Source organism: Streptomyces sp. NPDC001157, assembly GCF_053598255.1.
The window spans coordinates 813,575-837,863 of sequence record NZ_JBSFJW010000001.1 but is presented as its reverse complement, the minus strand read 5'-3'; the positions used below and the strand labels follow the sequence as shown (position 1 = coordinate 837,863).

The 24,289-nt window shown below is 70.9% G+C and carries 18 protein-coding genes; 13 read left to right on the top strand and 5 right to left on the bottom strand.

The features are described from left to right. The first annotated feature begins 528 nt into the window (after positions 1-528). From ACWDAG_RS03705 to ACWDAG_RS03690, 4 genes are all read left to right on the top strand, one after another. Entirely contained in the window at positions 529-2,169 is a 1,641-nt protein-coding gene (locus ACWDAG_RS03705) for a hypothetical protein (RefSeq protein WP_450693918.1), read from the top strand. A gap of 136 nt (positions 2,170-2,305) precedes the next feature. Beyond that, positions 2,306-3,616, top strand: a complete 1,311-nt coding sequence (gene pcaDC / locus ACWDAG_RS03700; protein WP_450693917.1) for a bifunctional 3-oxoadipate enol-lactonase/4-carboxymuconolactone decarboxylase PcaDC — start codon at positions 2,306-2,308, stop codon at positions 3,614-3,616. A 72-nt stretch (positions 3,617-3,688) separates the two neighbouring features. Then, on the top strand, positions 3,689-4,324 hold the full coding sequence (locus ACWDAG_RS03695) for an MBL fold metallo-hydrolase (RefSeq protein WP_450693916.1): 636 nt from the start codon (positions 3,689-3,691) through the stop codon (positions 4,322-4,324). Positions 4,325-4,390: 66 nt separating this feature from the next. Further along, the gene (locus ACWDAG_RS03690) at positions 4,391-5,170 is read left to right on the top strand and encodes an exodeoxyribonuclease III (RefSeq protein ID WP_450693915.1); all 780 of its coding nucleotides are present in this window, start codon (positions 4,391-4,393) and stop codon (positions 5,168-5,170) included. A gap of 293 nt (positions 5,171-5,463) precedes the next feature. Here the strand turns inward: ACWDAG_RS03690 and ACWDAG_RS03685 are convergent, their stop codons facing one another. Next, the gene (locus tag ACWDAG_RS03685) at positions 5,464-7,230 is read right to left on the bottom strand and encodes an SGNH/GDSL hydrolase family protein (protein ID WP_450693914.1); all 1,767 of its coding nucleotides are present in this window, start codon (positions 7,228-7,230) and stop codon (positions 5,464-5,466) included. A gap of 165 nt (positions 7,231-7,395) precedes the next feature. On the opposite strand from ACWDAG_RS03685, the gene ACWDAG_RS03680 reads away from it, so the two are divergent. Together ACWDAG_RS03680 and ACWDAG_RS03675 are read left to right on the top strand one after the other, a co-directional pair. Next, a complete protein-coding gene (locus tag ACWDAG_RS03680) occupies positions 7,396-7,803 on the top strand; it encodes a DUF6278 family protein (RefSeq protein WP_450693913.1) in 408 nt (135 codons plus the stop codon). A 130-nt stretch (positions 7,804-7,933) separates the two neighbouring features. Then, complete coding sequence (locus ACWDAG_RS03675; RefSeq protein ID WP_450693912.1) at positions 7,934-8,710, top strand: amino acid ABC transporter ATP-binding protein; 777 nt, start codon at positions 7,934-7,936, stop codon at positions 8,708-8,710. 36 nt (positions 8,711-8,746) lie between these two features. On the opposite strand, the gene ACWDAG_RS03670 is transcribed toward ACWDAG_RS03675, so the two are convergent. Continuing rightward, on the bottom strand, positions 8,747-10,312 hold the full coding sequence (locus ACWDAG_RS03670) for a CocE/NonD family hydrolase (RefSeq protein ID WP_450693911.1): 1,566 nt from the start codon (positions 10,310-10,312) through the stop codon (positions 8,747-8,749). Positions 10,313-10,428: 116 nt separating this feature from the next. Beyond that, a complete protein-coding gene (locus ACWDAG_RS03665) occupies positions 10,429-11,187 on the bottom strand; it encodes a hypothetical protein (RefSeq protein WP_450693910.1) in 759 nt (252 codons plus the stop codon). A 143-nt stretch (positions 11,188-11,330) separates the two neighbouring features. Here ACWDAG_RS03665 and ggt point away from each other — a divergent pair, with 143 nt between their 5' ends. After that, positions 11,331-13,139 carry a gamma-glutamyltransferase gene (gene ggt, locus ACWDAG_RS03660; RefSeq protein WP_450693909.1) on the top strand — a complete coding sequence of 603 codons (1,809 nt, stop codon included), beginning with the start codon at positions 11,331-11,333 and terminating at the stop codon, positions 13,137-13,139. 82 nt (positions 13,140-13,221) lie between these two features. On the opposite strand, the gene ACWDAG_RS03655 is transcribed toward ggt, so the two are convergent. Both ACWDAG_RS03655 and map read right to left on the bottom strand, forming a co-directional pair. Then, complete coding sequence (locus ACWDAG_RS03655) at positions 13,222-15,759, bottom strand: ATP-dependent Clp protease ATP-binding subunit (protein WP_450693908.1); 2,538 nt, start codon at positions 15,757-15,759, stop codon at positions 13,222-13,224. Between the two features lie 180 nt (positions 15,760-15,939). Next, positions 15,940-16,719: a type I methionyl aminopeptidase gene (map, locus tag ACWDAG_RS03650; protein ID WP_450693907.1), complete on the bottom strand. Its 780-nt coding sequence runs from the start codon at positions 16,717-16,719 to the stop codon at positions 15,940-15,942. 32 nt (positions 16,720-16,751) lie between these two features. Here map and ACWDAG_RS03645 point away from each other — a divergent pair, with 32 nt between their 5' ends. The 6 genes from ACWDAG_RS03645 to ACWDAG_RS03620 all read left to right on the top strand — a co-directional run bounded on the left by ACWDAG_RS03645 (position 16,752) and on the right by ACWDAG_RS03620 (position 24,200). Next, the gene (locus ACWDAG_RS03645; RefSeq protein ID WP_450693906.1) at positions 16,752-17,003 is read left to right on the top strand and encodes a helix-turn-helix domain-containing protein; all 252 of its coding nucleotides are present in this window, start codon (positions 16,752-16,754) and stop codon (positions 17,001-17,003) included. A gap of 147 nt (positions 17,004-17,150) precedes the next feature. Further along, positions 17,151-19,307, top strand: coding sequence for a hypothetical protein (locus ACWDAG_RS03640; protein WP_450693905.1), 2,157 nt, complete (start codon positions 17,151-17,153; stop codon positions 19,305-19,307). 179 nt (positions 19,308-19,486) lie between these two features. Further along, the gene (locus ACWDAG_RS03635) at positions 19,487-20,329 is read left to right on the top strand and encodes a nitrilase-related carbon-nitrogen hydrolase (protein WP_450693904.1); all 843 of its coding nucleotides are present in this window, start codon (positions 19,487-19,489) and stop codon (positions 20,327-20,329) included. Beyond that, positions 20,326-21,612, top strand: a complete 1,287-nt coding sequence (locus tag ACWDAG_RS03630) for an aspartate aminotransferase family protein (RefSeq protein WP_450693903.1) — start codon at positions 20,326-20,328, stop codon at positions 21,610-21,612. Before ACWDAG_RS03635 ends, ACWDAG_RS03630 begins: the two co-directional genes overlap by 4 nt. A gap of 24 nt (positions 21,613-21,636) precedes the next feature. Next, positions 21,637-23,202, top strand: coding sequence for a PucR family transcriptional regulator (locus ACWDAG_RS03625; RefSeq protein WP_450693902.1), 1,566 nt, complete (start codon positions 21,637-21,639; stop codon positions 23,200-23,202). A 155-nt stretch (positions 23,203-23,357) separates the two neighbouring features. After that, the gene (locus ACWDAG_RS03620; RefSeq protein ID WP_390696003.1) at positions 23,358-24,200 is read left to right on the top strand and encodes a nitrilase-related carbon-nitrogen hydrolase; all 843 of its coding nucleotides are present in this window, start codon (positions 23,358-23,360) and stop codon (positions 24,198-24,200) included. The last annotated feature ends 89 nt before the right edge of the window (positions 24,201-24,289 follow it).

The following is a 24,289-nucleotide window of genomic DNA, read 5'->3' as shown; positions in this document are numbered from 1 at the left end:
ACCTGGGTACGGGAGATGCCGGCCACCCTGAAGTGGATGAACCAGCAGCTGACCTTCCCCCAGGACGTCGTGCCCCGCCACCACAAACCCGGCCGTACCTCGGTCAGCGCCTCGGGCCCCGAACCCTCCGAGACCCCCACCAAGCGCAGGTGACGGAAGACCATCACCTCTCACCCTACGGTTTGTAGGGTGAGAGGTGGGTGAGAAGAAGCCTGCCCTTCCACGAGGCCGTACAGCGTCACGCGAGGCCGTACAACGTCAGTCGACGGATGGCCGCTGATCCTCTGAGACTTCGCCCGCCCAGCACTTACCTACACGTTGTAGTAGTTGGTGCTGACTGGCCGAACACGCGTGAGTGCCGCCCAATGGAGGCGAGGCAGAGGAGGCGGTCGGGTGATGGATGCCCATCGCGCCGGAACAGGCGTCGAACTCCCGGGGAGTGCCGGGACGGACCTGATGGCGCCGCCTCCGCCCCGGACTGCCGTGCTCGCGATTCCGGAGGCAGGTCCCCAGCAACTGCATCGTGGGATGACGCTGTTGGCCACGATCAGCCTGTTCATCGGGACGCGTGACGCCTGGACCGCCGCGATGGAATCCCGTCCGGCCGTCGCCGCGGCGATCTCCGTCTGCTACGGCTCGATCCTGGTCTGCGCCGTGCTCACCCTCTTCGTGCGCACCCGGCGGGCGCTGGTCCGGGTGGACGCGGCAGTGCTGTTGACCGCTGTGGCGCTGGTGACCTGCGGCTATCTGCTCGACCACGCGGGCACCGACGAAGGCGTGCTGACCGCCCAGGCCGCGAGCCAGATCCTGCACGGCCATCCGGTCTACGGCCAGTCCTGGCCCTGGCTCTTCGACAGCGCACGGGTCGGGATCACCAAGACCATGTCCGGCGGAGCCGACTACACCTACGGCTACCCGCCGCTGACGCCCCTGCTCGTCGCCCCGGTGCTGGCCGTTCTCCACTCGGCGGCGGCCGCCACGCTGGTGACCACCGGCGCGCTCCTGGTCTCCTCGGTCCTGCTGTGGTTCCTGCTGCCGGTGCCCTGGCGGTCCGCGGCCACAGCGGTCTGTCTCGGCTTCGGCTTCCTCCCCCACTACGCCTACGCCGGCTACCCGGCGATCACGGCCCTCGCCCTCCTCGTCCCCGTGGTGGTGCGCTGGCCGGACACGGGCGCGGGCGGTCAACTGGGAGGGAGGGGAGTGCTGCGCGCGGCCTGTCTGGGCGCGGCCTGTGCCGCCCAGCAACTCGCCTGGTTCCTCACGCCGTTCCTCCTGATCGGCCTGTACGCCGTCCGACGCGGCGAACTCGGCCCGCGGCGGGCCCTTGCCGTCACCGCCCGGTACGCCGCCACGGCCGTATTCGCCTGGACCGCCGTCAACGCCTACTTCGTCGTCCAGGAGTTCTCCGCCTGGCTGCACGGTCTGCTGCTGCCACTGGACCAGAAGGCGATCCTGCACGGCCAGGGCCTGATGGGCATCTCCTACTACTTCACCGCCGGCAGCAGCCGTCTCGACTACTACTCCTACGGCAGCCTGCTGCTGCTTTTCGGCCTGCTCGCCGCCACACTGCTGTTCGTCCGGCGCCTCGGCCCCGCGATCACGGTGCTGCCCTGGTGCGCGTTCTACCTGGCCACGCGTTCCCAGGACGGCTACTTCCTGATGATGACCCCGCTGTGGCTCGCGGCCGCCGCCACCGTCCCGGCCACCGCGTTCGCCACCGCCTGGCAGCCACGTCTGCCCGGCGTCACCGGCAGCCGCGCCAAGGCCGCCGTGGCCGCGGGTCTCCTCCTGCCCGCCCTCGCCTGTGTGACGGTCGCCGCCGCGAGCCCGCCGCCCCTGCGCATGAGCCTCGCCCCTCGCTACGCCACGCACCACGCGCGCGCCGGGATCACCGCCATCGACGTGCGGGCCGTCAACACCACCGGCACGACCCTCGTCCCGCACTTCGCCAGCCGCACCGGTCAGGGCGCCTCCAACTGGTGGACCATCACCTCCGGCCCGGCCGCCCTGGCCCCGCACGCCTGGGCCGAATACGTCGTCGAACCACAAGGAGGCTTCCGCGCCCTCCCGAACAACGCGCATGAACGCACCTACCTCATCGCCGTCACCGGCACCCCCATGACGATCACCACGGCACACATCCCGCCCGCACCGCCGTCGAAACGGTGAACGGCAGACGCGAGGCGCGCCCCGCCCGGCATCCGGTGAAGGCGGTGTGAGGGTTCACCGGTGATCCGCGGGAGTGAGGTGCAAGGACGTGGGGTCCCACGTCCGGGAGGCAGGAAAAGGCGGTTAGCGTGGAGCGGTGAGTGAGACGAAGACCCCTGCCCTCCAGTACCGCTTCGACGGCCCGGAAGACGCCCCGGTCCTCATCCTCGGTCCCTCGCTCGGCACGACCTGGCACATGTGGGACCGCCAGGTGCCCGAGCTGACGAAGCAGTGGCGCGTCTTCCGCTTCGACCTGCCGGGGCACGGCGGCGCGCCCGCCCACCCGGTGGGCTCGGTCGGCGAACTCGCCTCCCGGCTGCTGGCCACGCTCGACGGGCTCGGCGTGCAGCGCTTCGGCTATGCGGGCTGCGCGCTCGGTGGTGCGATCGGTCTGGAGCTGGCCCTACGCCACCCGGAGCGGCTCGCCTCGCTCGCGGTGATCGCCGCCTCGCCCCGCTTCGGCACCGCCGACGAGTTCCGGCAGCGCGGGGTGATAGTGCGTACGAACGGGCTCGACCCCATAGCCCGTACCTCCCCCGACCGCTGGTTCACCGGCGGGTTCGCCGCCGCGCAGCCCGCGATCACCGACTGGGCCGTGCAGATGGTCCGCACCACGGACCCCGGCTGCTACATCGCCGCCTGCGAGGCCCTCGCCGCGTTCGACGTACGGCCCGAACTCGGCCGCGTCGGCGTGCCCACCCTCGTCCTGGTCGGCTCGGAGGACAAGGTCACCGGTCCCGCCGAGGCCCGCACCCTGGTCGCCGGCATACCCGACGCGCGCCTCGCCGTCGTCCCCGGCGCCTCCCACCTGGTGCCGGTCGAGCAGCCCGCCGCCGTCACCGACCTGCTGGTCCGGCACTTCTCCACCGCTTGGCAGCCCGGCTACGTCGAGTCGTCCACGGGTCAGATCGCCATCCCGGCGACCCCCGCCAAGCCCGTACTCGCGCCGTCCCCGCAGCCCCTCCAGCCCGCGCCGATCGCCGAGATAGCCCCGGCCGCCGTCGTGCCCCCACCGGTGAACGGACGTCCCGACCCCTACGACACCGGCATCAAGGTGCGCCGCGAGGTGCTCGGCGACGCACACGTCGACCGTGCGTTGGCGCAGGCGGACGAGTTCTCCGGGGACTTCCAGGAGTTCATCACCCGGTATGCGTGGGGTGAGATCTGGGACCGTCCCGGTCTCGACCGGCGTGCCCGCAGCTGCGTGACCCTGGCCACCCTGGTCGCGGGCGGCCACCTGGAGGAGCTCGCCTTCCACACCCGCGCAGCCCTGCGCAACGGCCTCACGCCGAGCGAGATCAAGGAAGTGCTGATGCAGTCGGCCGTCTACTGCGGCGTGCCGGCGGCGAACAGCGCGTTCAAGGTGGCCCAGCAGGTCATAAGAGAGGAAACGACCCCCACCGACTGATCGTCAGCCAGGCACCGAAAGCACCAGTCTCAGCTGCCCCGTGCTCCTGGCGAACGGGGCAGGATGGGAGCCATGAAGCTCACGAAGAAGTCGCACGCCTGCGTCCGTCTCGAGAAGGACGGGCGCACGCTCGTCCTCGACCCCGGCGGGTTCAGCGAGCAGGACGCCGCGATCGGCGCGGATGCGATCCTCGTCACGCACGAGCACCCCGACCACTTCGACGAGGGTCGGCTGCGGGCGGCCATGGAGGCCAACCCGGCCACGGAGATCTGGACCCTCGCCTCCGTCGCGGAGCAGATCTCGGCCGCCTTCCCGGGCCGCGTGCACACCGTCGGCCACGGCGACACGTTCACCGCCGCGGGCTTCGACATCCAGGTCCACGGCGAGCTGCACGCCGTCATCCACCCGGACATCCCGCGGATCACGAACGTCGGCTACCTCGTCGACGGCGGGAAGGTCTTCCACCCCGGCGACGCCCTCACCGTCCCCGACCACCCGGTCGAGACGCTGATGCTCCCGGTCATGGCCCCATGGAACAAGATCGCCGAGGTCATCGAGTACGTCCGCGAGGTCAAACCGCAGCGTGCCTACGACATCCACGACGCCCTGCTCACGGACCTCGCCCGCCCGATCTACGACCGCCAGATCGGCACTCTGGGCGGCTCCGATCACCTGCGCCTGACCCCGGGTGAGTCGGCGGAGGTCTGAGCCCGCGCCCAGGGACGGCAGGCGGGCCCGGCCGCGTTGTCAGACCGGCCCGGTAGGTTGTGAGGCATGCGCATTGCGACCTGGAACGTGAACTCGATCACCGCCCGCCTGCCGAGGCTCCTGGCCTGGCTGGAGAGCAGCGGCACGGACGTGCTCTGCCTCCAGGAGGCCAAGCTGGCCGAGGAGCAGTTCCCGTTCGACCAACTGCGCGAACTGGGCTACGAGGCGGCGGTGAACGCGACGGGCCGGTGGAACGGCGTGGCGGTGCTCTCCCGCGTCGGCCTCAAGGAAGTGGTCAAGGGCCTGCCCGGCGACCCCGGCTACGACGGCAGCGAGGAGCCCCGAGCCATCTCGGCGACCTGCGGCCCGGTCCGCGTCTGGTCGGTGTACGTGCCGAACGGCCGCGAGGTCGACCACCCCCACTACGCCTACAAGCTCCAGTGGTTCGAGGCCCTCAAGGCCGCCGTCGCCGGCGACGCGGCCGGCAGCCGCCCCTTCGCCGTCCTCGGCGACTACAACGTCGCCCCGACGGACGACGACGTCTACGACGTGGCCGCCTTCGAGGGCCTCACCCACGTCACCCCCGCCGAGCGCGCGGCCCTGGCCTCCCTGCGCGAGGCCGGCCTCTCGGACGTGGTCCCCCGCCCCCTCAAGTACGAGCACCCCTTCACCTACTGGGACTACCGCCAGCTCTGCTTCCCCAAGAACCGCGGCATGCGCATCGACCTGGTCTACGGCAACGAGCCCTTCGCCAAGGCGGTCACGGACGCCTACGTGGACCGGGAGGAGCGCAAGGGCAAGGGCGCATCGGACCATGCGCCGGTGGTGGTCGACCTGGACGTGTAGAGCAAAGCCTTCGGGGCCTTCGGCCCTCGGGCGCGCATGGGCACTCGTCGGGTGAGCACGGCCGAGGCCGCGTCGGCCCTCTCCAGCTGGTCTGGCGTGCGCGGGCGAGACCACCTGGGCCACTTCCATCGTCTCGAGCTGGTCTGGCGTGCGCGGACGGGACTGCCTCGGCCACTTCCAGCCGGTCCGGCCCGCACGGACGAGACCGCCTCAGCCACTGCCAGCCCGTCCGGCGTTTGAGGACGAGGCCGTTCAGGCCGAAGCGGGGTCTGGGGGCGCAGCCCCCAGGGCGGTCACGGCACCAGAGCGTGCAGATCCACGGATCGGGCCATCGCAGCGAGCCCCGCATCCCCCGGATGCAGATGATCCCCACTGTCATAAGCGAGCAGCATCCGAACCGGATGCTGCGAATCCCGCACCGCCGCATCGAAGTCGAGCACGGCATCGAACACCCCGGAGTCCCGGATCCACGCGTTCACCGCGGAGCGCTCCGCATCGACGGCAGCCGTGCACCGCGTCTCGCCCCCGCAGGGCAGGATCGTGGCGGCCAGCATCCGCAGGCCCCGCGCATGCCCGCGGTCCGCGATCTCCCGCAGCCCCGCGACGATCTGCTGCGCCGTGGTCTGCGCCCGCAGGTCGTTCACGCCCTCGAAGACGACCACCGTGCGCACCGAGGTCTGGGCGAGGACATCGCGGTCGAACCGGTGCAGGGCGCTGACCCCGCCCATGTCCGTGGAGACCCCGTCACCGGGATACCGGTCGGTGACCACACGGTTCCCGGAGATCCCCTGGTTGAGCACCCCATAGCGCGGGACCCCACGCTGCTTGAGCAGCCGTGCGGCCAGCACGTCGGGCCACCGCCGGTTCGCGCCCGTCGTGGACTTGTCCCCGTCGGTGATCGAGTCCCCGAGCAGCACCACCGACCCCGGCCCACCGCCCACGTCCACACCGGTCAGCAGCGGCCACCTGGACAGGGTCGTGGTGTACGCCGCCCCGGAGCCCTCCGCGGTATGGTCGCCCGCCGTGCTCACATACGAGCGCTGCATCGCCAGCTGGTGCACGGGCGCCGCCGCCACCGGCCCGGGCAGATGGAAGCTGACCAGCAGATTCGCATCCGAGGGCACCACGAAGCCGAGCGGATCGCTGAACTCCTGAGCCCCGGCCGGGATCTCGGTCCCCCGCGCGCCCCGGAACGCCAGCGGCACCGGCACGTCCCGCGCGATCGCCCCCGCCTTCTGTACGGCCACCGTCGCGCCACCGATCCGTACCGGCGCCGCCGCGAACGTGTTGTCGAACCGCAGCCGTACCCGCGACCCGCCCACCGATGTGTGCACCACCAGCCGCACCGTCCGGTCACTCCACGGCCCCACGGCCCGGACACCCGAGGTCGCCGCCGCCCAACTGCCGGTCCAGCCCGCGCCCGAGGACCGCACGGCCAGCGCGAAGACATGCAGACCGGAAGCGCGCGGCAGCTGGACGGAGGCCACCTGGAGCCCCCGAACCAGCGGCACGGTCACCACGTACAGCCGTGTCTGCTCGGTGAGTTGACCGCCGGGTGTGTTGATGTGCGGCAGTGCCACTGCCTTGGTGGCGAGCGGGCCGACACGCCAGTCGGGCGCGGTCAGTGCGTACGAGGAGCGGGTGCCGTCCCGGTAGGAGACCGAGCCCGTGCCGCTCGCGGCGGCCCCGCCCGTGCCCGCCACCAGGAAGGCGAGCGCGTCGCCGCGTCCGCCGACGCGCACGGACTGTCCGTCGGCGAGAACGTTGTCAGGCTCGCCCGGCAGCCGCCGCGGCCAGGTCAGCCGGGCCCCCTGCACGGTGAGGGCACGGCCGGGCGTCCAGCCCGCGGCCGCCAGGTCCTGTGCCGACAGGGAACCGCCGTAGCCGTCGAGGTTCGCCGGGCCCGGACGGGCGTCGTCGCTGACCGCGATGTTGTCGAAGAGCCGTTCCAGCGGCTGTGGTTGGGCCCCGTCGTCGGCAGCGGCCCGTGCCGAAACGGCCGGCGCCAGGAGGGCGAACGAGACAATGGCAACCGCGAATCCCCGCACACGTCGACGCACGGCCGACTCCTCCCGCTCACCGGTGGGACGAAAGATGCATCGCGAAGCTAGAGAGACGTGAGGGACGCGTCAACGCGCCATGCACGGAGTCGGCGCGAAATCGCCCCGAAGTGAGCGCCCGCGCGCCTGTGGTGCGCACTCCGGTGCGAATGACACGCTGGAGGTATGAAGATCCCTTTTCTGGGCCACCGGCATGAGAAGCACGGCATCCCCGACCCGGAGGGCATCGCCGAACTCCTCGCCGAGTGCGAACTGCTCCGCTCGCAGGCGTCCCAGGAGGGCGTCCAACTAGACGATTCCGCCGCCTCGTTGGAGGCGCTCGACCAACTGCTGCCGCGCTGGCGGGACGACCCCGAGGTGCTGCACTGGCTGGGCAACGATGCCGGGCTCTATCTGGGCACCGTGATCGTGCGTACCGTGCCCGGCGCCGCCTGGGAGATCTGGCCGGACGGCCAGCCCGTCGTACGGCTCGCCTCGGGGCGGGAGTTCGACGTCGTGACCTCCGGGCACGAGTGGGCGGCCAGCGGGGTGCCGGAGCTCTCGCAGCTGTACGCCGAGGTCGCGGAGACATGAGGGGAGCGACCGACCTAAGATCGACGTAAATACGGCTTATGCCCGAAAAGTGCGTGTCGTGAGGTAAGTCAACTCGGGTCCGGATAGTTTGCGGCAACCACGACACAGCTGAGAGTGAGTAGGGCTGCGAATGGCCGTCGATCCGCTGATCGAACTGCATGACGTCAACAAGTACTACGGGGAGTTGCATGTCCTGCAGGACATCGACCTCACCGTCGGCAAGGGGGAGGTGGTCGTGGTCATCGGCCCGTCCGGGTCGGGAAAGTCGACACTGTGCAGGGCGATCAACCGGCGGGAGACCGTCCGGTCCGGCAGGATCCTGCTCGACGGGCAGCCGCTGCCCGAGGAGGGCAAGGCCCTCGCGCGGCTCCGCACGGACGTCGGCATGGTCTTCCAGTCGTTCGACCTGTTCGCCCACAAGACCGTCCTGCAGAACGTCTCGCGGGGGCAGGTCAAGGTCCGCGGACGCAAGAAGGAAGAAGCCGACAGGCGCTCCTGCCGGCTCCTCGACCGCGTCGGACTCGCCCGCCAGGCGCCCAAGTGCCCCGCGCGGCTCTCCGGCGGCCGGCAGCTGGGGGTACCTCCCAGGCCCTTCAGGCGCCGGGGGAGGGTGGCCATCGCCCGCGCCCTCGCCATGGAGCCCAAGGCGCTCCTGTTCGACGAGTCCACCTCCGCCCTCGACCCCGAGATGATCAACGAGGTCCTCGAGGTCGTGCGGCAGCCGGCCCACGACGGCATGACGATGCTCGTCGTCACCCACGAGATGGGCTTCGCCCGTTCTGCCGCCGACCGCGTCGTCTTCATGTCCGACGGCCGCATCATCGAGGACCGTGCCCCCGAGGAGTTCTTCACCAGCCCGCAGAGCGAGTGCGCCAAGGACTTCCTCTCCAAGATCCTCAAGCGCTGAGCGAGAGAGCCATGCCCGGCCGGCGGCAGCCGGAGATCACTGCTTGCGCAGCGGAATCGACACGTACGACGGGTCGTTCGCCGGCGAGGAGAAGGTCAGCTGAGCGCCGGACGGGTTGTGCTCGATGTAGAGCGGGTCGACCGTGTCGACGACCAGGGCCAGCCGGTGCCCTGCCGGGACGTCGTAGGCCGTGGAGAACAGATCCAGGTCGAGACCGAACGGCTCTCCGGGTGTGCGCCCGTGGAAGGTGTACGGCGCGTTGCTGACCAGCTTGCCGAGGCCGAGTGGCCCCACGTCGTAGAGATAGGCGACGAGGGTGCCGCTCTCCTTGGTCGGGGTGACCGTGGTGTGCAACTCGGCCGTACCGCGGATCTGCTGGGCGGCGGCGTACTTCTCCGACTGCCAGACGGCGGCCCAGCGGCGGGGGAGCAGGGGGATCGAGGCCATCGGGGGCAGCTGGGCGATCTGGTCGAGGATGCTCGACAGGAAGACGATCCCGCCGTCCGCCCCGGAGTCGACGTTGGTGTGGATCGTGGTCGTGCCCGCGAGCGCGATCTTCCGCTCGGTCGCGGCCACCGACTTCCAGTCCGGGTAGCCCTCGTAGCCGCCCGTGGAACGGGGCTTGAGCTGCACCGGTTCCTCGCGGTTGATGCCGTTGTCCTCGCCCTTGAGGTAGTGGTCGAACCAGCGCTCGGTGTCCGTCCACACATCGTTGGGCAGGCCGAACAGGCCGGTCAGCTCGGCGGTCGCGTGGTCGCCGGGGCGGAACTCCAGTCTCTTCGGGCCGGTCAGCTTCTCGTAGAAGTCCGCGTACTGGTTGGGCGCGAAGACCGTGTCGCCCCAGGCGTTGGCCATCATGACCGCGGCGCCGTTCTTGTTCAGTTGATCCACGTATGTTGCGGCCGAACGTTTCTTCCCCCAATCGATCATCTCCTGTTCCTTGGAGAGGTTGGAGGCGTAGAAGTTGTCGAAGATCTCGCGGATTTCGGGGCTCTGTCGGCCGGTGACCAGGCTCGCGCCGTCCAGCAGGGCCCCGGCCTGGACGTGCTGGGTACGGCCGGAGTAGATCGAGTCGATCAGGTCGGCCCAGCCGCTGAGGGAGGCGACCGCCTTGATCCGCTTGTCGTGCGCGGCGGCGATCAGGCTGATGCCTGCGCCGTACGAGACGCCTGCCATGCCGATGTGGGCCGAGTCCGCGGGGGTGTTGGCGAGCGCCCAGTCGATGACCTTGGACGCGTCGGCTATGTCCGGAGGTCCCGCCACTTCTATCTCCCCGCCGGACTGCCAGAAGCCCCGTACGTTGTAACTGACCACGATGTAGCCGGAGTCGGCGAGCTTCTGGGCCTGGGCGAGGTACTCGACCTGGGGCAGGCCCCAGCTCGTGGGGAGCACGAGCAGCGGGTAGCGGTGCGTGCCGTCGGCACCGGCGGGCATGAGGACGTTCGCCTTGAGGACGGTGCCGCCGTCACCGGTGATGTCGACGAAGCGGACGGCGTCCGCGGCCTGTGCGGCGGGGGCGAGCCCGAGGGCGCTACCGGCGATCAGAGTCGCGGAGACGGCGCCCACGGCGGTCGTACGCAGGGCCTTGCGATGGGTTCCCACGGGTCACTCCTCACTCGTGTCAGTGCAAAGTGACCAGACGGTAACCTCGCCCCTGTACCGTAGGTAACCCGTCGGTAAGTTACGTGCCAGTAACGATTGTTGTCGTGTGAATGAATTCAGGAGGCGCGGTGGGAGTTGCGGGGACCGGCGGGCGTCGGCAGGGGTGCCTGTGCCGCCCGGGTCACGTCCGCGACCAGCTCGGCGACGTCCGGGCCGTACGCCTGTGAGTTGACCACCTTCAGCAGCAGGACGAACGTGTTGTTGCCGTACTTGCGGGCCAGTCGCTCGTGGTTGCGGGCGAGGTAGCGGGTCGCGGCCTGGTTGGTGATCGCGGTCTGCCCGCTGAAGAGGAAGACGGGTCGGGTCAGGCCGGGCTGTCCCGCCGTCAGCCGGGCCAGCAGCACATATTCGGACAGGCCCTTCTCCATGCGGTAGCGCTCGCTGCCGATCTGGAACGCCAGCCGGTCCGGGCCCGGTTCCGGATCGGTGTTCACCCGCACCCCGGGGAGCATGGCGTGCAGATGGGCCGCCATGCGCCGGTTCGAGCCCGGTCCTCCGACACAGAACTCGGTCCGCTCGCCGAAGCCCTGCCGGGCCGCGTCCTGGGTGATCACCTCGGCGTGCGCGCCGCAGTCCTTGATGAGGGCGGCGAGTTCAAGGAGCGCGAACACGTCGTAGCGGTGCACCGCGAGATCGGGGCTGCCGGCGTCGCGGTTGACGACGAGCAGCGACTCGGAGTGGTCGGGCAGCCCGAAGAACGCCTGCTTGCGGCGGAGTTTCCGCTTCCACAGGTAGGTACGGGCCAGCCAGCCGAGCGCGGCACTGATGCCGGCCGCGACCACGCCGAGAACGATGTTGCGCACGTCGTCATTCATGGGCGCGCATGCTAGCGGGCCGACATGACTGGTACGTACCGGTGTTCGATCCATGGCATTCGTATGACAGCTGCCGGAATGGGGGTGTTGGGGCCCCGGATGATGCGGTTACGCTGCGCGGACGCCCCTGACTGGAGGTACGGATGCGTCGTCCTGTCGCGCGGAAACTGTCGATCCTTGCGGTCTCGGCCGCCGTGGTGTCGGTCGGGGCGGCAGCACCGCCGACGGCCGCGACGACACCGCAGAAGGTGCCCGTCGCCGTCGGCTACGGCGGCGCCGTCGCAAGCGTCGACGCGGACGCCTCCGCGGCCGGCATCGAGGTCCTGAAGAAGGGCGGCAACGCGGTCGACGCGGCCGTCGCCACCGCGGCCGCGCTCGGCGTCACCGAGCCCTACTCCTCCGGGGTCGGCGGAGGCGGCTACTTCGTCTACTACGACGCCAAGACCCGTAAGGTGCACACCATCGACGGCCGCGAGACCGCGCCGCTGACCGCCGACTCCAACCTCTTCGTGGAGAACGGCAAGCCCCTCGCCTTCGCCGACGCCGTCAGCAGCGGCCTGAGCGTCGGCACCCCGGGCACGCCCGCCACCTGGCAGACGGCGCTCGACAAGTGGGGCAGCAGAAGACTCGGCACGGTGCTGAGGCCCGCCGAGCGGATCGCCCGCGACGGCTTCACGGTCGACGACACCTTCCGCTCGCAGACCGCCTCCAACGAGACCCGGTTCCGCTACTTCCCGGACACGGCCAAGCTGTTCCTGCCGGGCGGGCAGCTTCCAGTGGTCGGATCCACCTTCAAGAACCCCGATCTCGCCCAGACCTACGAGGAGTTGGGCCGGAAGGGCGTCGGTGCGATCTACGACGGTGACCTCGGCGACGACATCGTCCGTACGGTGAACCACCCGCCGGTGGACCCGGGTTCGGGCTGGAACGCTCGCCCCGGCAAGCTGTCCGACAAGGACCTCGCGGCCTACCGCGCCAAGCTCCAGGCGCCCACGAAGACCTCGTACCGCGGACTCGGGGTCTACTCCATCGCGCCCTCCTCCTCCGGTGGCACGACGGTAGGCGAAGCCCTCAACATCCTTGAGAAGACGGACCTTTCGAAGGCGAGCGAGGTCCAATACCTGCACCACTACATCGAGGCCAGCCGGATCGCGTTCGCGGACCGCGGGCGCTGGGTGGGCGACCCGGCCTTCGAGGACGTACCGACGAAGGAACTGCTCTCGCAGAAGTACGCCGACTCGCGGGCGTGCCTCATCAAGGACGACGCGGTGCTGACCAGCCCGGTGGCGCCGGGGGACCCGCGCCACCCGGCGGCGTGTGCCTCCGGAGGCACGGCGGCCCCGACGACGTACGAGGGTGAGAACACCACGCACCTGACCGTGGCCGACAAGTGGGGCAACGTCGTCTCCTACACGCTGACCATCGAGCAGACGGGCGGCAGTGCGATCACCGTGCCCGGGCGTGGGTTCATCCTCAACAACGAGCTGACCGACTTCTCCTTCACCCCGGCGAACCCGGCCGTGCACGACCCGAACCTGCCGGGGCCGGGCAAGCGGCCGCGGTCCTCGATCTCGCCGACGATCGTGCTCGACAAGTACAACAAGCCGGTGGTGGCGCTGGGTTCGCCCGGTGGCGCGACCATCATCACCACCGTGCTGCAGACGCTCACCGAGTTCCTCGACCGCCGTCTGCCGCTGGTCGACGCGATCGCGGCGCCGCGGGCCAGTCAGCGGAATGCCGCGCAGACGGAGCTGGAGCCGGCGCTTTACAACGACACCAGTGCGGGTGGTCTGCGCGCCCGGCTCGAGGCTATCGGGCACTCGTTCAAGCTGAATCCCGAGATCGGGGCGGCTACGGGTGTGCAGCGGTTGGCGAACGGGGAGTGGCTGGCGGCCGCTGAGAAGGTACGGCGCGGTGGCGGCTCGGCGATGGTGGTGTATCCCGCGCCATAGTCGTCCTCGGGTGCGTGGGGGCTGGTCGCGCGCACGCGGCGGAGCCGCATATCGATACTGCCCCGCGCCCCTTCAGGGCGCGTCACAACTCGGGGGCGATGGGCAGGTCCTCCGTCCGGAAAGCCAGTCGCCCGTCCTCGACGTCCACCGTCACCCGGCCGCCCTCCCCGACCCGGCCGTCCAGCAGCAGCCTCGACAGTTGGTTGTCGACCTCGCGCTGGATGGTGCGGCGCAGGGGGCGGGCGCCGTATTCGGGCTGGTAGCCGCGTTCGGCGAGCCAGTCGACGGCCGGGGCCGTGAACTGGACCGTGACGCCCTGTGCCTGTAGCAGGCGGCGGGTCTTCTCCAGCAGCAGGTCGGTGATCTGCCGCAGTTGGTCGCCGGTGAGCTGGCGGAAGACGACGATCTCGTCGATGCGGTTGAGGAACTCGGGGCGGAAGTGCTCGCGCAGCGGACGCAGGATCTGCTCGCGGCGGGCCTCCTCGTCGGCGTCGGCACCGCCCGCCCCGAAGCCGATGCCGGCGCCGCGCCGGGTGATCGCCTCGGAGCCCAGGTTGCTGGTCATCACGATGACGGTGTTGGTGAAGTCGACGGTGCGGCCCTGGGAGTCGGTGAGACGGCCGTCGTCGAGGACCTGGAGCAGGATGTTGAAGACGTCCGGGTGAGCCTTCTCCACCTCGTCGAGCAGCAGGAGCGAGTACGGGTGGCGGCGGACGACCTCGGTGAGCTGGCCCGCTTCCTCGTGGCCCACGTAGCCGGGCGGGGCGCCGACCAGGCGGCTGACGGTGTGGCGTTCCTGGTACTCGCTCATGTCCAGGCGGACCATGCGCTCCTCGCTGCCGAAGAGGGCCTCCGCGAGGGCGCGTGCCAGTTCCGTCTTGCCGACGCCGGTCGGGCCGAGGAAGAGGAAGCTGCCGATCGGCCGGTCGGGGCTGGCGAGTCCGGCGCGGGAGCGCATGACGGCATCGGCGACCACGGCGACGGCCTCCTCCTGACCGACGACGCGCTCGTGGAGGTGCTCCTCCAGGCCGAGCAGCTTCTCCTTCTCCTCCTGGGTGAGGCTGGCGACCGGGATGCCCGTCTGCCTGGACACCACCTCGGCGATCGCCTCGGCGGTCACCTCCAGCTGCCCCTCGTCGGCCTCGTCGCCGCCCGTGGTGTCCGCGATCCGCTGCTTCAACTCCGTGATGCGGTCGCGCAGTTGGGTCGCCTGCTCGTACTGCTCGTCGGCGACCGCCTGGTCCTTGTCACAGGTCAGTTGCTCGACCTCGCGCTCCAGGGCCCGTACGTCGGTGCCCTTCGTGCGCGCCCGCAGCCGTACCCGCGCGCCGGCCTGGTCGATGAGGTCGATGGCCTTGTCGGGCAGCCGGCGGTCGGTGAGATAGCGGTCGGACATCTCCACGGCGGCCACCAGGGCCTCGTCGGTGTAGCGGACCTGGTGGTGGGCCTCGTAGCGGTCGCGCAGGCCGCGCAGGATCTCGATCGTGTCCGGTACGGAGGGTTCGGGCACCAGGATCGGCTGGAAGCGGCGGGCCAGCGCCGCGTCCTTCTCGATCCGGCGGAACTCCTCCAGCGTGGTGGCGCCGACGACGTGGAGCTCGCCGCGGGCGAGCGCCGGCTTGAGGATGTTCCCGGCGTCCATCGCCCCGCCCTCGCCGCCTCCGCCGGCGCCGACAACCGTGTGCAACTCGTCGATGAAGACGATCAACTGGTCGGAGTGGGTGCGGATTTCGCCGACGATGTTGTTGAGGCGTTCCTCGAAGTCACCGCGGTAGCGGGTGCCCGCGACCACACCGGTGAGGTCCAGGGCGACCACCCGACGCCCGATCAGTACGTCGGGCACGTCGCCGTCGGCGATGCGCTGCGCGAGCCCCTCGACGATGGCGGTCTTGCCGACGCCCGCGTCACCGATCAGCACCGGGTTGTTCTTCCCGCGCCGCGACAGCACCTCGATGGTCTGCTCGATCTCGTCCTCCCGGCCGATCACCGGGTCGATACGGCCCTCGCGGGCCAACTCGGTGAGGTCGCGGCCGTACTTGTCCAGGGTGGGCGTGCCGGTGGCGCGCGCGTGCTCGGTACGCGTCTGCGTGGCGTCCGGCGCCTCGGGCGGCAGTCCGGTGGGCGCGAAACGGGCCGAGTTGAGGATGTGACCGGCCGCCGAGTCGGGGTTCGCGGCCAGGGCGCTGAGCACGTGTTCGGGGCCGATGTAACCGGCGCCGCTGGCCCGCGCCAGGTCGTGGGCGTCGAGCAGGGCCCGCTTGACGGCGGGGGTGAGGGAGAGCGAGGTGGGCGGCGGCGCTTCCTCCGCCGTGTGCTGGACGGGGCCGGAGCGTTCGTCGATCTCCGACGCCAGCGAGTCGGGGTCCGCGCCGGCGCGACTGAGCAGACTCCGGGTCGGCTCGCTGGCCAGCGCGGCCCGCAGCAGATGCTGGGTGTCCAGGTCCCGGCTGCCGTGCTCGGCCGCGTACTGGGCGGCCCCACGGACCAGTTCCCGGGCGGGCTGACTGAGCAGCCTCCCTATGTCGATCTGCCGGGGGCCCGGGCGCGGGCCCCCGAAGAAGCGGGCGAGGAATTCTCCGAAGGGGTCGTAGCCCTCAGGGCCACTGAAGCCGCTGGTCATGGCCTTCCGTTCCGGCGTCCCGACGGGCGGACCGGGACGCGCTCGCTGATCGACGTGCCGGCCCGTGCGGGTGCCCCAACAGGGCCCGGTCACACCACCTTCGCACGACCGCCGGACGGGGGCACGTCCAGAAGCGCATGCAGGCGTGCCACGACAGGAACGGCTCCGGAACGAGCTGTGTCAGTTCGTCTGCTCCCGCGCCGTGAGGATCCGTGGTCCCGCGTCCGTGATCGCCACCGTGTGCTCCACGTGGGCCGCGCGCGAGCCGTCGTTCGTGCGCAGGGTCCAGCCGTCCGCCGCCGCGTGGTATCCGTCCCCGCCGCCCGCGATGAGCATCGGCTCGATGGCGAGGGCCATGCCGTGGCGCAGGGGCAGGCCACGCCTCGGACGGCCCTCGTTCGGGACCCCGGGGTCCTCGTGCATACGGCGCCCGATGCCATGCCCGCCGAAGCCGTCGGGGATGCCGTAGCCCGCCGCGCGGCACACCGTGCCGATCGCGTGCGCGATGTCGCCGATGCGGTTGCCGACCACCGCCGCCTCGATGGCCGCCGCCAGTGCCCGCTCCGCCGTCTCGATCAGCCGTACGTCCGCCGGGCGGGGCTCGCCGACCACGAAACTGGTCGCCGAGTCGCCGACCCAGCCGCCCAGTTCGGCGCCGCAGTCGATGGAGACCAGATCGCCGTCGCGCAGCCGGTACCCGGTCGGGATGCCGTGCACGATCGCGTCGTTCACCGAGGCGCAGATGACGGCCGGGAAGGGGACGGGGGCGAAGGAGGGGCGGTACCCGAGGAAGGGGGAGGACGCTCCCGCCTCCCGCAGCACCCCGCGGGCCACCTCGTCCAGCTCCAGCAGGGAAACGCCCACGTCGGCGGCGTTTCGTACGGCTGTCAGGGCGCGCCCGACCACCTGTCCCGCCTCGTACATGGCGTCGATCGATGTGTCTGTCTTCAGCTCCACCATGCCAATTACTATACCGGTATTAGAATGACGGCATGGTGCGCACCCCTCTCACCCCCGAAGAGCGCGAACGCGGCGAGCGGCTCGGGCGACTGCTCCGCGAGGCCCGCGGCGGACGGAGCATGACGGACGTCGCGGCGGACGCCGGGATCTCCGCGGAGACCCTGCGGAAGATCGAGACGGGCCGAGCCCCGACGCCGGCCTTCTTCACGGTCGCCGCGCTGGCCCGGGCGCTCGGCCTGTCGATGGACGAACTCGCGGGGGCCTGCGCGCCGGTCGTGGTGTGAGTCCGGCGAGAGCTGCCCCCGCGCACGTCACGTTCCGGCAGGAAGGGCGTACTCTGCGTCCCGTCGGAAAACTTCTCGTAGCGCTCCCGTAACACGGCTCGTGTTGTCTAACGGACCGGAGTGCTCCGGTCTGGCGGGAGTTGGGCGATGGCTGTGGATCAACTCCCGGGCCGGGTACGGGAGTTCGTGAACTACCTGAACGGCCTGCTGGCGCGTCTGGATCAGGGCGGCGGCTGGTGCGCCGTCTTCTGGCAGCGCGACCCCGACGGGATGCGGGCCTGTCTCGAAGGGCGTGAAGTGCCGCCCTGGGACGTGGTGGAGGCGCTCCTCCAGGACCTCGCCGCGGAGTACGGTCCCGGCGCCGCGGCCCAGGAGAAGGAGCGGGCCCGAGGGCTGCACACCGCCGCGCTCGCTGCACACGACGCCCGGCCCGGCGGCCGGGACGCCCTCGGCGACCGGCTCGACGTCATGCTCCGCGAGCAGCGCTACGCCGCCGAACGCCAGGTGGAACTGGGCCGCAGGCTCGCCTCCGCCACCAGCCGGCAGGAGGCCGACGCCCTCCGCCTCGACCTGGCCTGGGCCCACGACGACCACGAGCGGGCCACCGCCCGCTGCGCCGAACTCCGCGCCCGCATGGCCGACTTGGACAGCCGCACGACGGACGGCCGAGCAGCGGCGATTCGCCGGGCCCGCATCGCGGAAGGCGGGATCTACCGCATCGACAGGGAGTTCACCCCGGACGAGACACCGCCGACCGACATCCCCTCGGACGGCGACGAGGCCCACAGCCTGGGCTTCCCGCACCAGCGCGGCTCATACGACGCTGCTCCCACAGACGGTCCACGGGGACGGTTCGAGGCGGGCGCCCCGGGCGGCACGCAGCCGCCGGACTCGCACGGCGCCGCCCCTGCGTGGGCCCGGAGCGGCTCGCGCGACCACGGTGTCGCAGAGGGCCAGCAGCGCGGTTCCTATGGAGCGGCTGCCCCCGGTGCGGGGCGGTCGTCGTACGACTCGTACGGTCGTGGTTCTGAGAGGGCGGGGGAGGGCTCGCATGGCTCCGGTCCGGCGGGGGTGGGGCACGGCTCGCAGGACCGCGGTGTCGCTGAGGGGCTGCAGGGCGGTTCCTATGGGGCGGCTGCCTCTGGTGCGGGGCGGTCGTACGAACCGCAGGACCGTGGTTCTGCGGGGGCGGGGCCAGATGCGTATGGCTCCGGTGCGGCGAGGGCGGGCAGCGGTTCGTACGAGCGCGGTGTCGCTGAGGGGCTGCAGGGCGGTTCCTATGGGGCGGCTGCCTCCGATGAGGGGCGGTCCTACGACTCGTACGGCCCGGGTCCCGCAGGGGCGGGGCAAGAGGTGTGGGACTCCGGTCCGGCGGGGGCGCGTTCGGGTGCCGTGGACGGGCAGTCCGGTGCCCGCGGTGGGTCACAGCACCGTTCCCCGTTCGACGCGGCGCGTCCCGTCTCGTACGACGGTGACGTCCCGAGCGCGGCCCAGCAGCGCGACGCGCACGCCACCCCCTCCGGCGCGGCACAGCCCGCCCCTGAACCCCAGGCCACCGAAGCCCCTGCCCCCAAGCAGCGCAAGCGACGTCGAGGCAGTGCCCGGTTTGCCGGTATGGCCGAGGAGGAGGCCGCTCCCGTCGCCGTGCCGCCGACCGCCGTGCCCGTCCTGTCCACTCCGAAGGCCACCGGGCGTACCCCGCGCGGAGCGCGGTTCGCGGGGGTCGCCGAGGTGGCGGAGCGGCCGCAGCAGCCGGAGGCCGAGCCGTTGGACACGGCAGGGCCGCGGGAGGTCTCCGGGGCCGTCGAGCGGCTGGTGCGGCTGCGTTCCGAGGGGCGCAGCGGCGAGGCGCACGCCCTGCTCGTCGACGCCGCCTACTGGCCCGCCGCCCGTTTCCCGCTGCTCGCCGCGGAGCTGCAGCGCGCCGGTCTCGGCGCCGACTGGGCGAGCCTGCTGTGGGAGGCCGCCTCGCTGCCCGTCGACCGGCTCGTGGCCGCCGCGGACGCGCTGGTCGCGGCCGGGCGCGGGGGGGACGGAGAGCAGATCCTGCGGCAGGGCGTGGCCCGGCCCGCCACCGAGATCGGGCAGGCCGTACTGGCACTGACCGGCGAGGGACGCCACCGCGAGGTGCGCGCGCTGCTCGACGCCTACGTCCGCGTCCGCACCCCCGAGGAGGCGGCCCGCAGCGCCGAGCCCGATCCCCAGGCCCTCGTACCGCTCCTGCTGGAGGCCGCGCAGGGCGTCTCCGACGAGCGACACTGGGATCTGGTGCACGCCCTCCGGGTCGCCGGCTTCACCGCCTGACTCACCCCCACCACCCCTCCCACCGGCCCCTACGCTCCTCCACCGGAGTGCGAAACGTGATCGACTCCGCGGGTTAACGGCGATGGTCTTGGCAAGGCTCTCCCGGAGGCTTACGTTCATCCCTCTACGGCCTGTTCTACGGGCGTAGAGGCTCTGACGACCCGCCGAAGGAGCAGCTCATGGCCAACGTCGTACGTGCCGCTCTGGTCCAGGCCACCTGGACCGGCGACACCGAGTCCATGGTGGCGAAACACGAGGAGCACGCCCGCGAGGCGGCCCGACAGGGTGCGAAGATCATCGGGTTTCAGGAGGTCTTCAACGCTCCCTACTTCTGCCAGGTCCAGGAACCCGAGCACTACCGCTGGGCGGAGGCGGTGCCCGAGGGACCGACCGTGAGTCGTATGCAGGACCTCGCCCGCGAAACAGGCATGGTGATCGTCGTGCCGGTCTTCGAGGTCGAGCAGTCCGGCTTCTACTACAACACCGCCGCCGTGATCGACGCCGACGGCACCTTCCTCGGCAAGTACCGCAAGCACCACATCCCGCAGGTCAAGGGCTTCTGGGAGAAGTACTACTTCAAGCCGGGCAATGTGGGGTGGCCGGTCTTCGACACCGCCGTCGGCAAGGTGGGTGTCTACATCTGCTACGACCGCCACTTCCCCGAAGGCTGGCGTCAACTCGGGCTCAACGGCGCCCAGTTGGTGTACAACCCCTCGGCCACCCACCGCGGTCTGTCCTCCTACCTCTGGCGCCTGGAGCAGCCCGCCGCGGCCGTCGCCAACGAGTACTTCGTCGCCGCGATCAACCGCGTCGGCGTCGAGGAGTACGGCGACAATGACTTCTACGGGACCTCGTACTTCGTCGACCCGCGAGGCCAGTTCGTCGGCGACACCGCGAGCGACAAGACCGAGGAACTCCTCGTCCGCGACCTCGACTTCGACCTGATCGAGGAAGTGCGCCAGCAGTGGGCGTTCTACCGTGACCGACGACCCGACGCCTACGAAGGGCTGGTGCAGCCGTGACCGACCTCTACGCCCGCCACAGGTCGGTACTGCCCGACTGGCTCGCCCTCTACTACGAGGACCCGCTGGAGATCACGCACGGCGAGGGCCGGTACGTCTGGGACTCGGACGGCAACAGGTACCTCGACTTCTTCGGCGGCATCCTCACCACGATGACCGCGCACGCGCTGCCCGAGGTCACCAAGGCGGTCAGCGAGCAGGCCGGGCGGATCCTGCACTCGTCGACCCTGTACCTCAACCGGCCGATGGTCGAACTCGCCGAACGCATCGCCCAGTTGAGCGGCATCCCGGACGCCCGCGTCTTCTTCACCACCTCCGGCACCGAGGCCAACGACACCGCCCTGCTGCTCGCCACCACCTACCGGCAGAGCAACACGGTCCTGGCGATGCGCAACAGCTACCACGGCCGCTCCTTCAGCGCGGTCGGCATCACCGGCAACCGCGGCTGGTCGCCCACCTCGCTGTCACCGCTGCAGACGCTGTACGTCCACGGCGGCGTCCGCACCCGGGGCCCGTACGCCTCGCTCAGCGACGACGACTTCATCGCGGCCTGCGTCGACGACCTCAAGGACCTCCTCGGCCACACCCGCCCGCCCGCGGCCCTGATCGCCGAGCCCATCCAGGGCGTCGGCGGTTTCACCTCCGGGCCGGACGGCCTGTACGCGGCCTTCCGCGAGGTGCTCGCCGAGCGCGGCATCCTGTGGATCGCCGACGAGGTGCAGACCGGCTGGGGCCGCACCGGCGACAACTTCTGGGGCTGGCAGGCACACGGCCAGAGCGGCCCGCCGGACATGCTCACCTTCGCCAAGGGCATCGGCAACGGCAGCTCCATCGGCGGTGTCGTCGCCCGCGCCGAGATCATGAACTGCCTCGACTCCAACAGCATCTCCACCTTCGGCGGCACCCAGATCACCATGGCGGCCGGTCTCGCCAACCTCACCTACCTGCTGGAACACGACCTGCAGGGCAACGCCCGGCGCGTCGGCGGGCTGCTCATCGAGCGGCTGCGGGCCGTCGCCGCCCAGGTCCCGCACGTACGGGAGGTGCGCGGCCGCGGCCTGATGCTCGGCATCGAGCTGGTGAAGCCGGGGACCGACGAGGCCGACCCGGACGCCGCGACCGCCGTCCTCGAAGCGACCCGTGCGGACGGGCTGCTCATCGGCAAGGGTGGCGGCCACAACACCAGCGCCCTGCGCATCGCCCCGCCCCTGTCCCTGACCGTCGCGGAGGCCGAGGAGGGCGCCGCGATCCTCGAACGCGCTCTGAGGAGCCTTACGCAGTAGTGGACTGAGCAAGGGAAGACCGCCATGACCACCACCTTCGGGACCCTCGAACCCGCCCTGTCGGTACGCCAGGTGCTGACCCTGGAACGGGTCCTCGCAGGGGAGCCCGAGGTGGTGGCCGGCGCGGCCCAGCTCGACCGGCCCGTGCGCTGGGTGCATGTCGCCGAGGCGCCCGACGTGGGCGTGATGCTCAGCGGCGGCGAGATGGTGCTCACCACCGGAGTGCTGCTCGCCGGCGACGACGAGAAGCAGGCCGAGTACATCCGGTCCCTGCACCGCGCGGAGGCCGCGGCCGTCGTGCTCGGCCTCGGACGGGCCTTCCCGTCCCCGCCGGAGGTGATGCGCCGGGCCGCCGAGCGGTGCGGGCTGCCCATGGTCGTCCTGCACCGCCCCTTTCCCTTCGCGGAGCTGACCGAGGAGGTCCAGTCCCGGCTGGTACGGCGGAAGTTCGCCGCCGTGAGTCTCTCGGAGTCCGTCCGCACGGCGCTCACCGGCCTCATCACCGCGGGCGCCCCGCTGCAACGGCTCCTCGACGAGATCGCCCAGCACAGCGCCTGCCCGGTCGTCGTCACCAACCTCGCCCACCGCGTCCTCGCCACCGCCGGGGAGCGGCCGGCCGTGGACGACGTGCTGCGCGACTGGGAGCGCATCGCCCGGCAGGCCGGCGGCAGCGAGGGCGACGGCTGGATCCGCGCCGAACTCGGCGGGCGCGGCGAACGCTGGGGCCAGATCATGCTGTGCGGCTACCGCGGTGACACCGCCACCGGACGCCTCCTCGCCGACCGGGCCGCCGAATCCCTCGTCCTGCACCGCATGCTCGGCGGCAACTCGGCGCACACCTGGGAGGAGCAGTCCGCGCAGAGCCTGCTCACCGACCTGGTCAGTGGGGTCGTACCGGCCAGGCAACTGCTGCCGCGCGCGCGTGCCGCCGGACTGCCGGTCAACCGGCGCACCTTCGTGCCGCTGGTCGTGCGGGACGGAGAACCGGCCCAACTCGACCGGGTCCTACGGATGTTGGGCCTTTCCGGGCTCGTCGCGGAACTCGCCGACGAAGCCACCGCTGTGCTGCTCAGCCTCGCCCGCGACCAGGATGCCGAGGCCCTCACCACGCACTTCGCGGCCCGACTCCGTACGGAATCCGGGTCGACGAAGACAGTTGTGGCCGCGGCCGACCCGCGTACCGCCTGGGACGACGTGCCCGCCGGACTGCGCGAGGCCCAGCACGTCGCCGACGCGGTCGCCGACTCCTCGGCCGCCCTCGACCTCCCGGCCGTCGTACACCTCAGGGACGTACACCTGCGAGGCCTGATCCGGCTGCTGCGGGACGATCCGCATGTGCAGTCGTTCGCGGAACGGGAGCTCGACGGGCTGCTGTGCTCGGCCGACGACGACCTGCTGTCCGTGCTGCGCACCTATCTCGCCACCGGCCGCAACAAGTCCCGCACCGCCCAGCTCCACCACGTCTCCCGGCCCGCCCTGTACCGCAGGCTGGAGGCCATACAGGGTCGCCTCGGCGTGGACCTCGACGACTTCGAGCAGGCCGCCTCGGTGCACATCGCGCTTCTCGCGCACGACGCGCAACAAGGCTGAAACATGCCACGACCTGGGAAAACGGCGGTGAAACATGGGCGCGGGAGAGGGTGACACCGTGGCACGCGCGAGGCCCGCAGACGTGACAGCGTGCAACTCAAAGCCGGTTTTCGGACTTCCTAGTCTTCTCGCACACCGAGCGACCGGAGGTCCCGATGAGCAGAGTGATTCGTGCCGCCCTCTTCCAGACCGCGTGGACGGGCGACAAGGAGTCGATGATCCAGGTACACGAGCAGGCGGCCCGGGACGCGGCCGCGCAGGGTGCTCAGGTCCTGTGCTTCCAGGAACTGTTCTACGGGCCCTACTTCTGCCAGGTCCAGGACAAGGCGTTCTACGAGTACGCGGAGGCGATCCCGGACGGCCCGATCGTCAAGCGCTTCCAGGCGCTCGCCAAGGAACTGGGCATCGTCCTGGTCCTGCCCATGTACGAGGAGGAGCAGCCGGGCGTCCTCTACAACACGGCCGCGGTGATCGACGCGGACGGCTCGTACCTCGGCAAGTACCGCAAGCACCACATCCCCCAGGTCCCGGGATTCTGGGAGAAGTTCTACTTCCGCCCCGGCAACGCCGGCTGGCCGGTCTTCGACACCAAGGTCGGGAAGATCGGCGTCTACATCTGCTACGACCGCCACTTCCCGGAGGGATGGCGGGCGTTGGGCCTCGCGGGCGCGGAGATCGTCTTCAACCCGTCGGCCACCTCGCGCGGCCTGTCCGCCTACCTCTGGCAGCTGGAGCAGCCGGCCGCGGCCGTCGCCAACGAGTACTTCGTCGGCGCGATCAACCGGGTCGGCGTCGAGGAACTGGGCGACAACGACTTCTACGGGACGACGTACTTCGTCGACCCGGAGGCCCAGTTCGTGGGCGAGGTGGCGAGCGACAAGGAGACCGAACTCGTCGTGCGGGACCTGGACCTGGCCAAGCTCCGCGAGGTCCGCGACCGCTGGCAGTTCTTCCGCGACCGCCGTCCCGACGCGTACGCACCGCTGACCGCTCCCTGACCCACGCCGTGAGCCTTCGTGGGCCCGGTGTACGGGGATCGGGCCTGCGGGGCACAAGGGGCTTTCAGCACCGTCCTTCATAAGGAGAG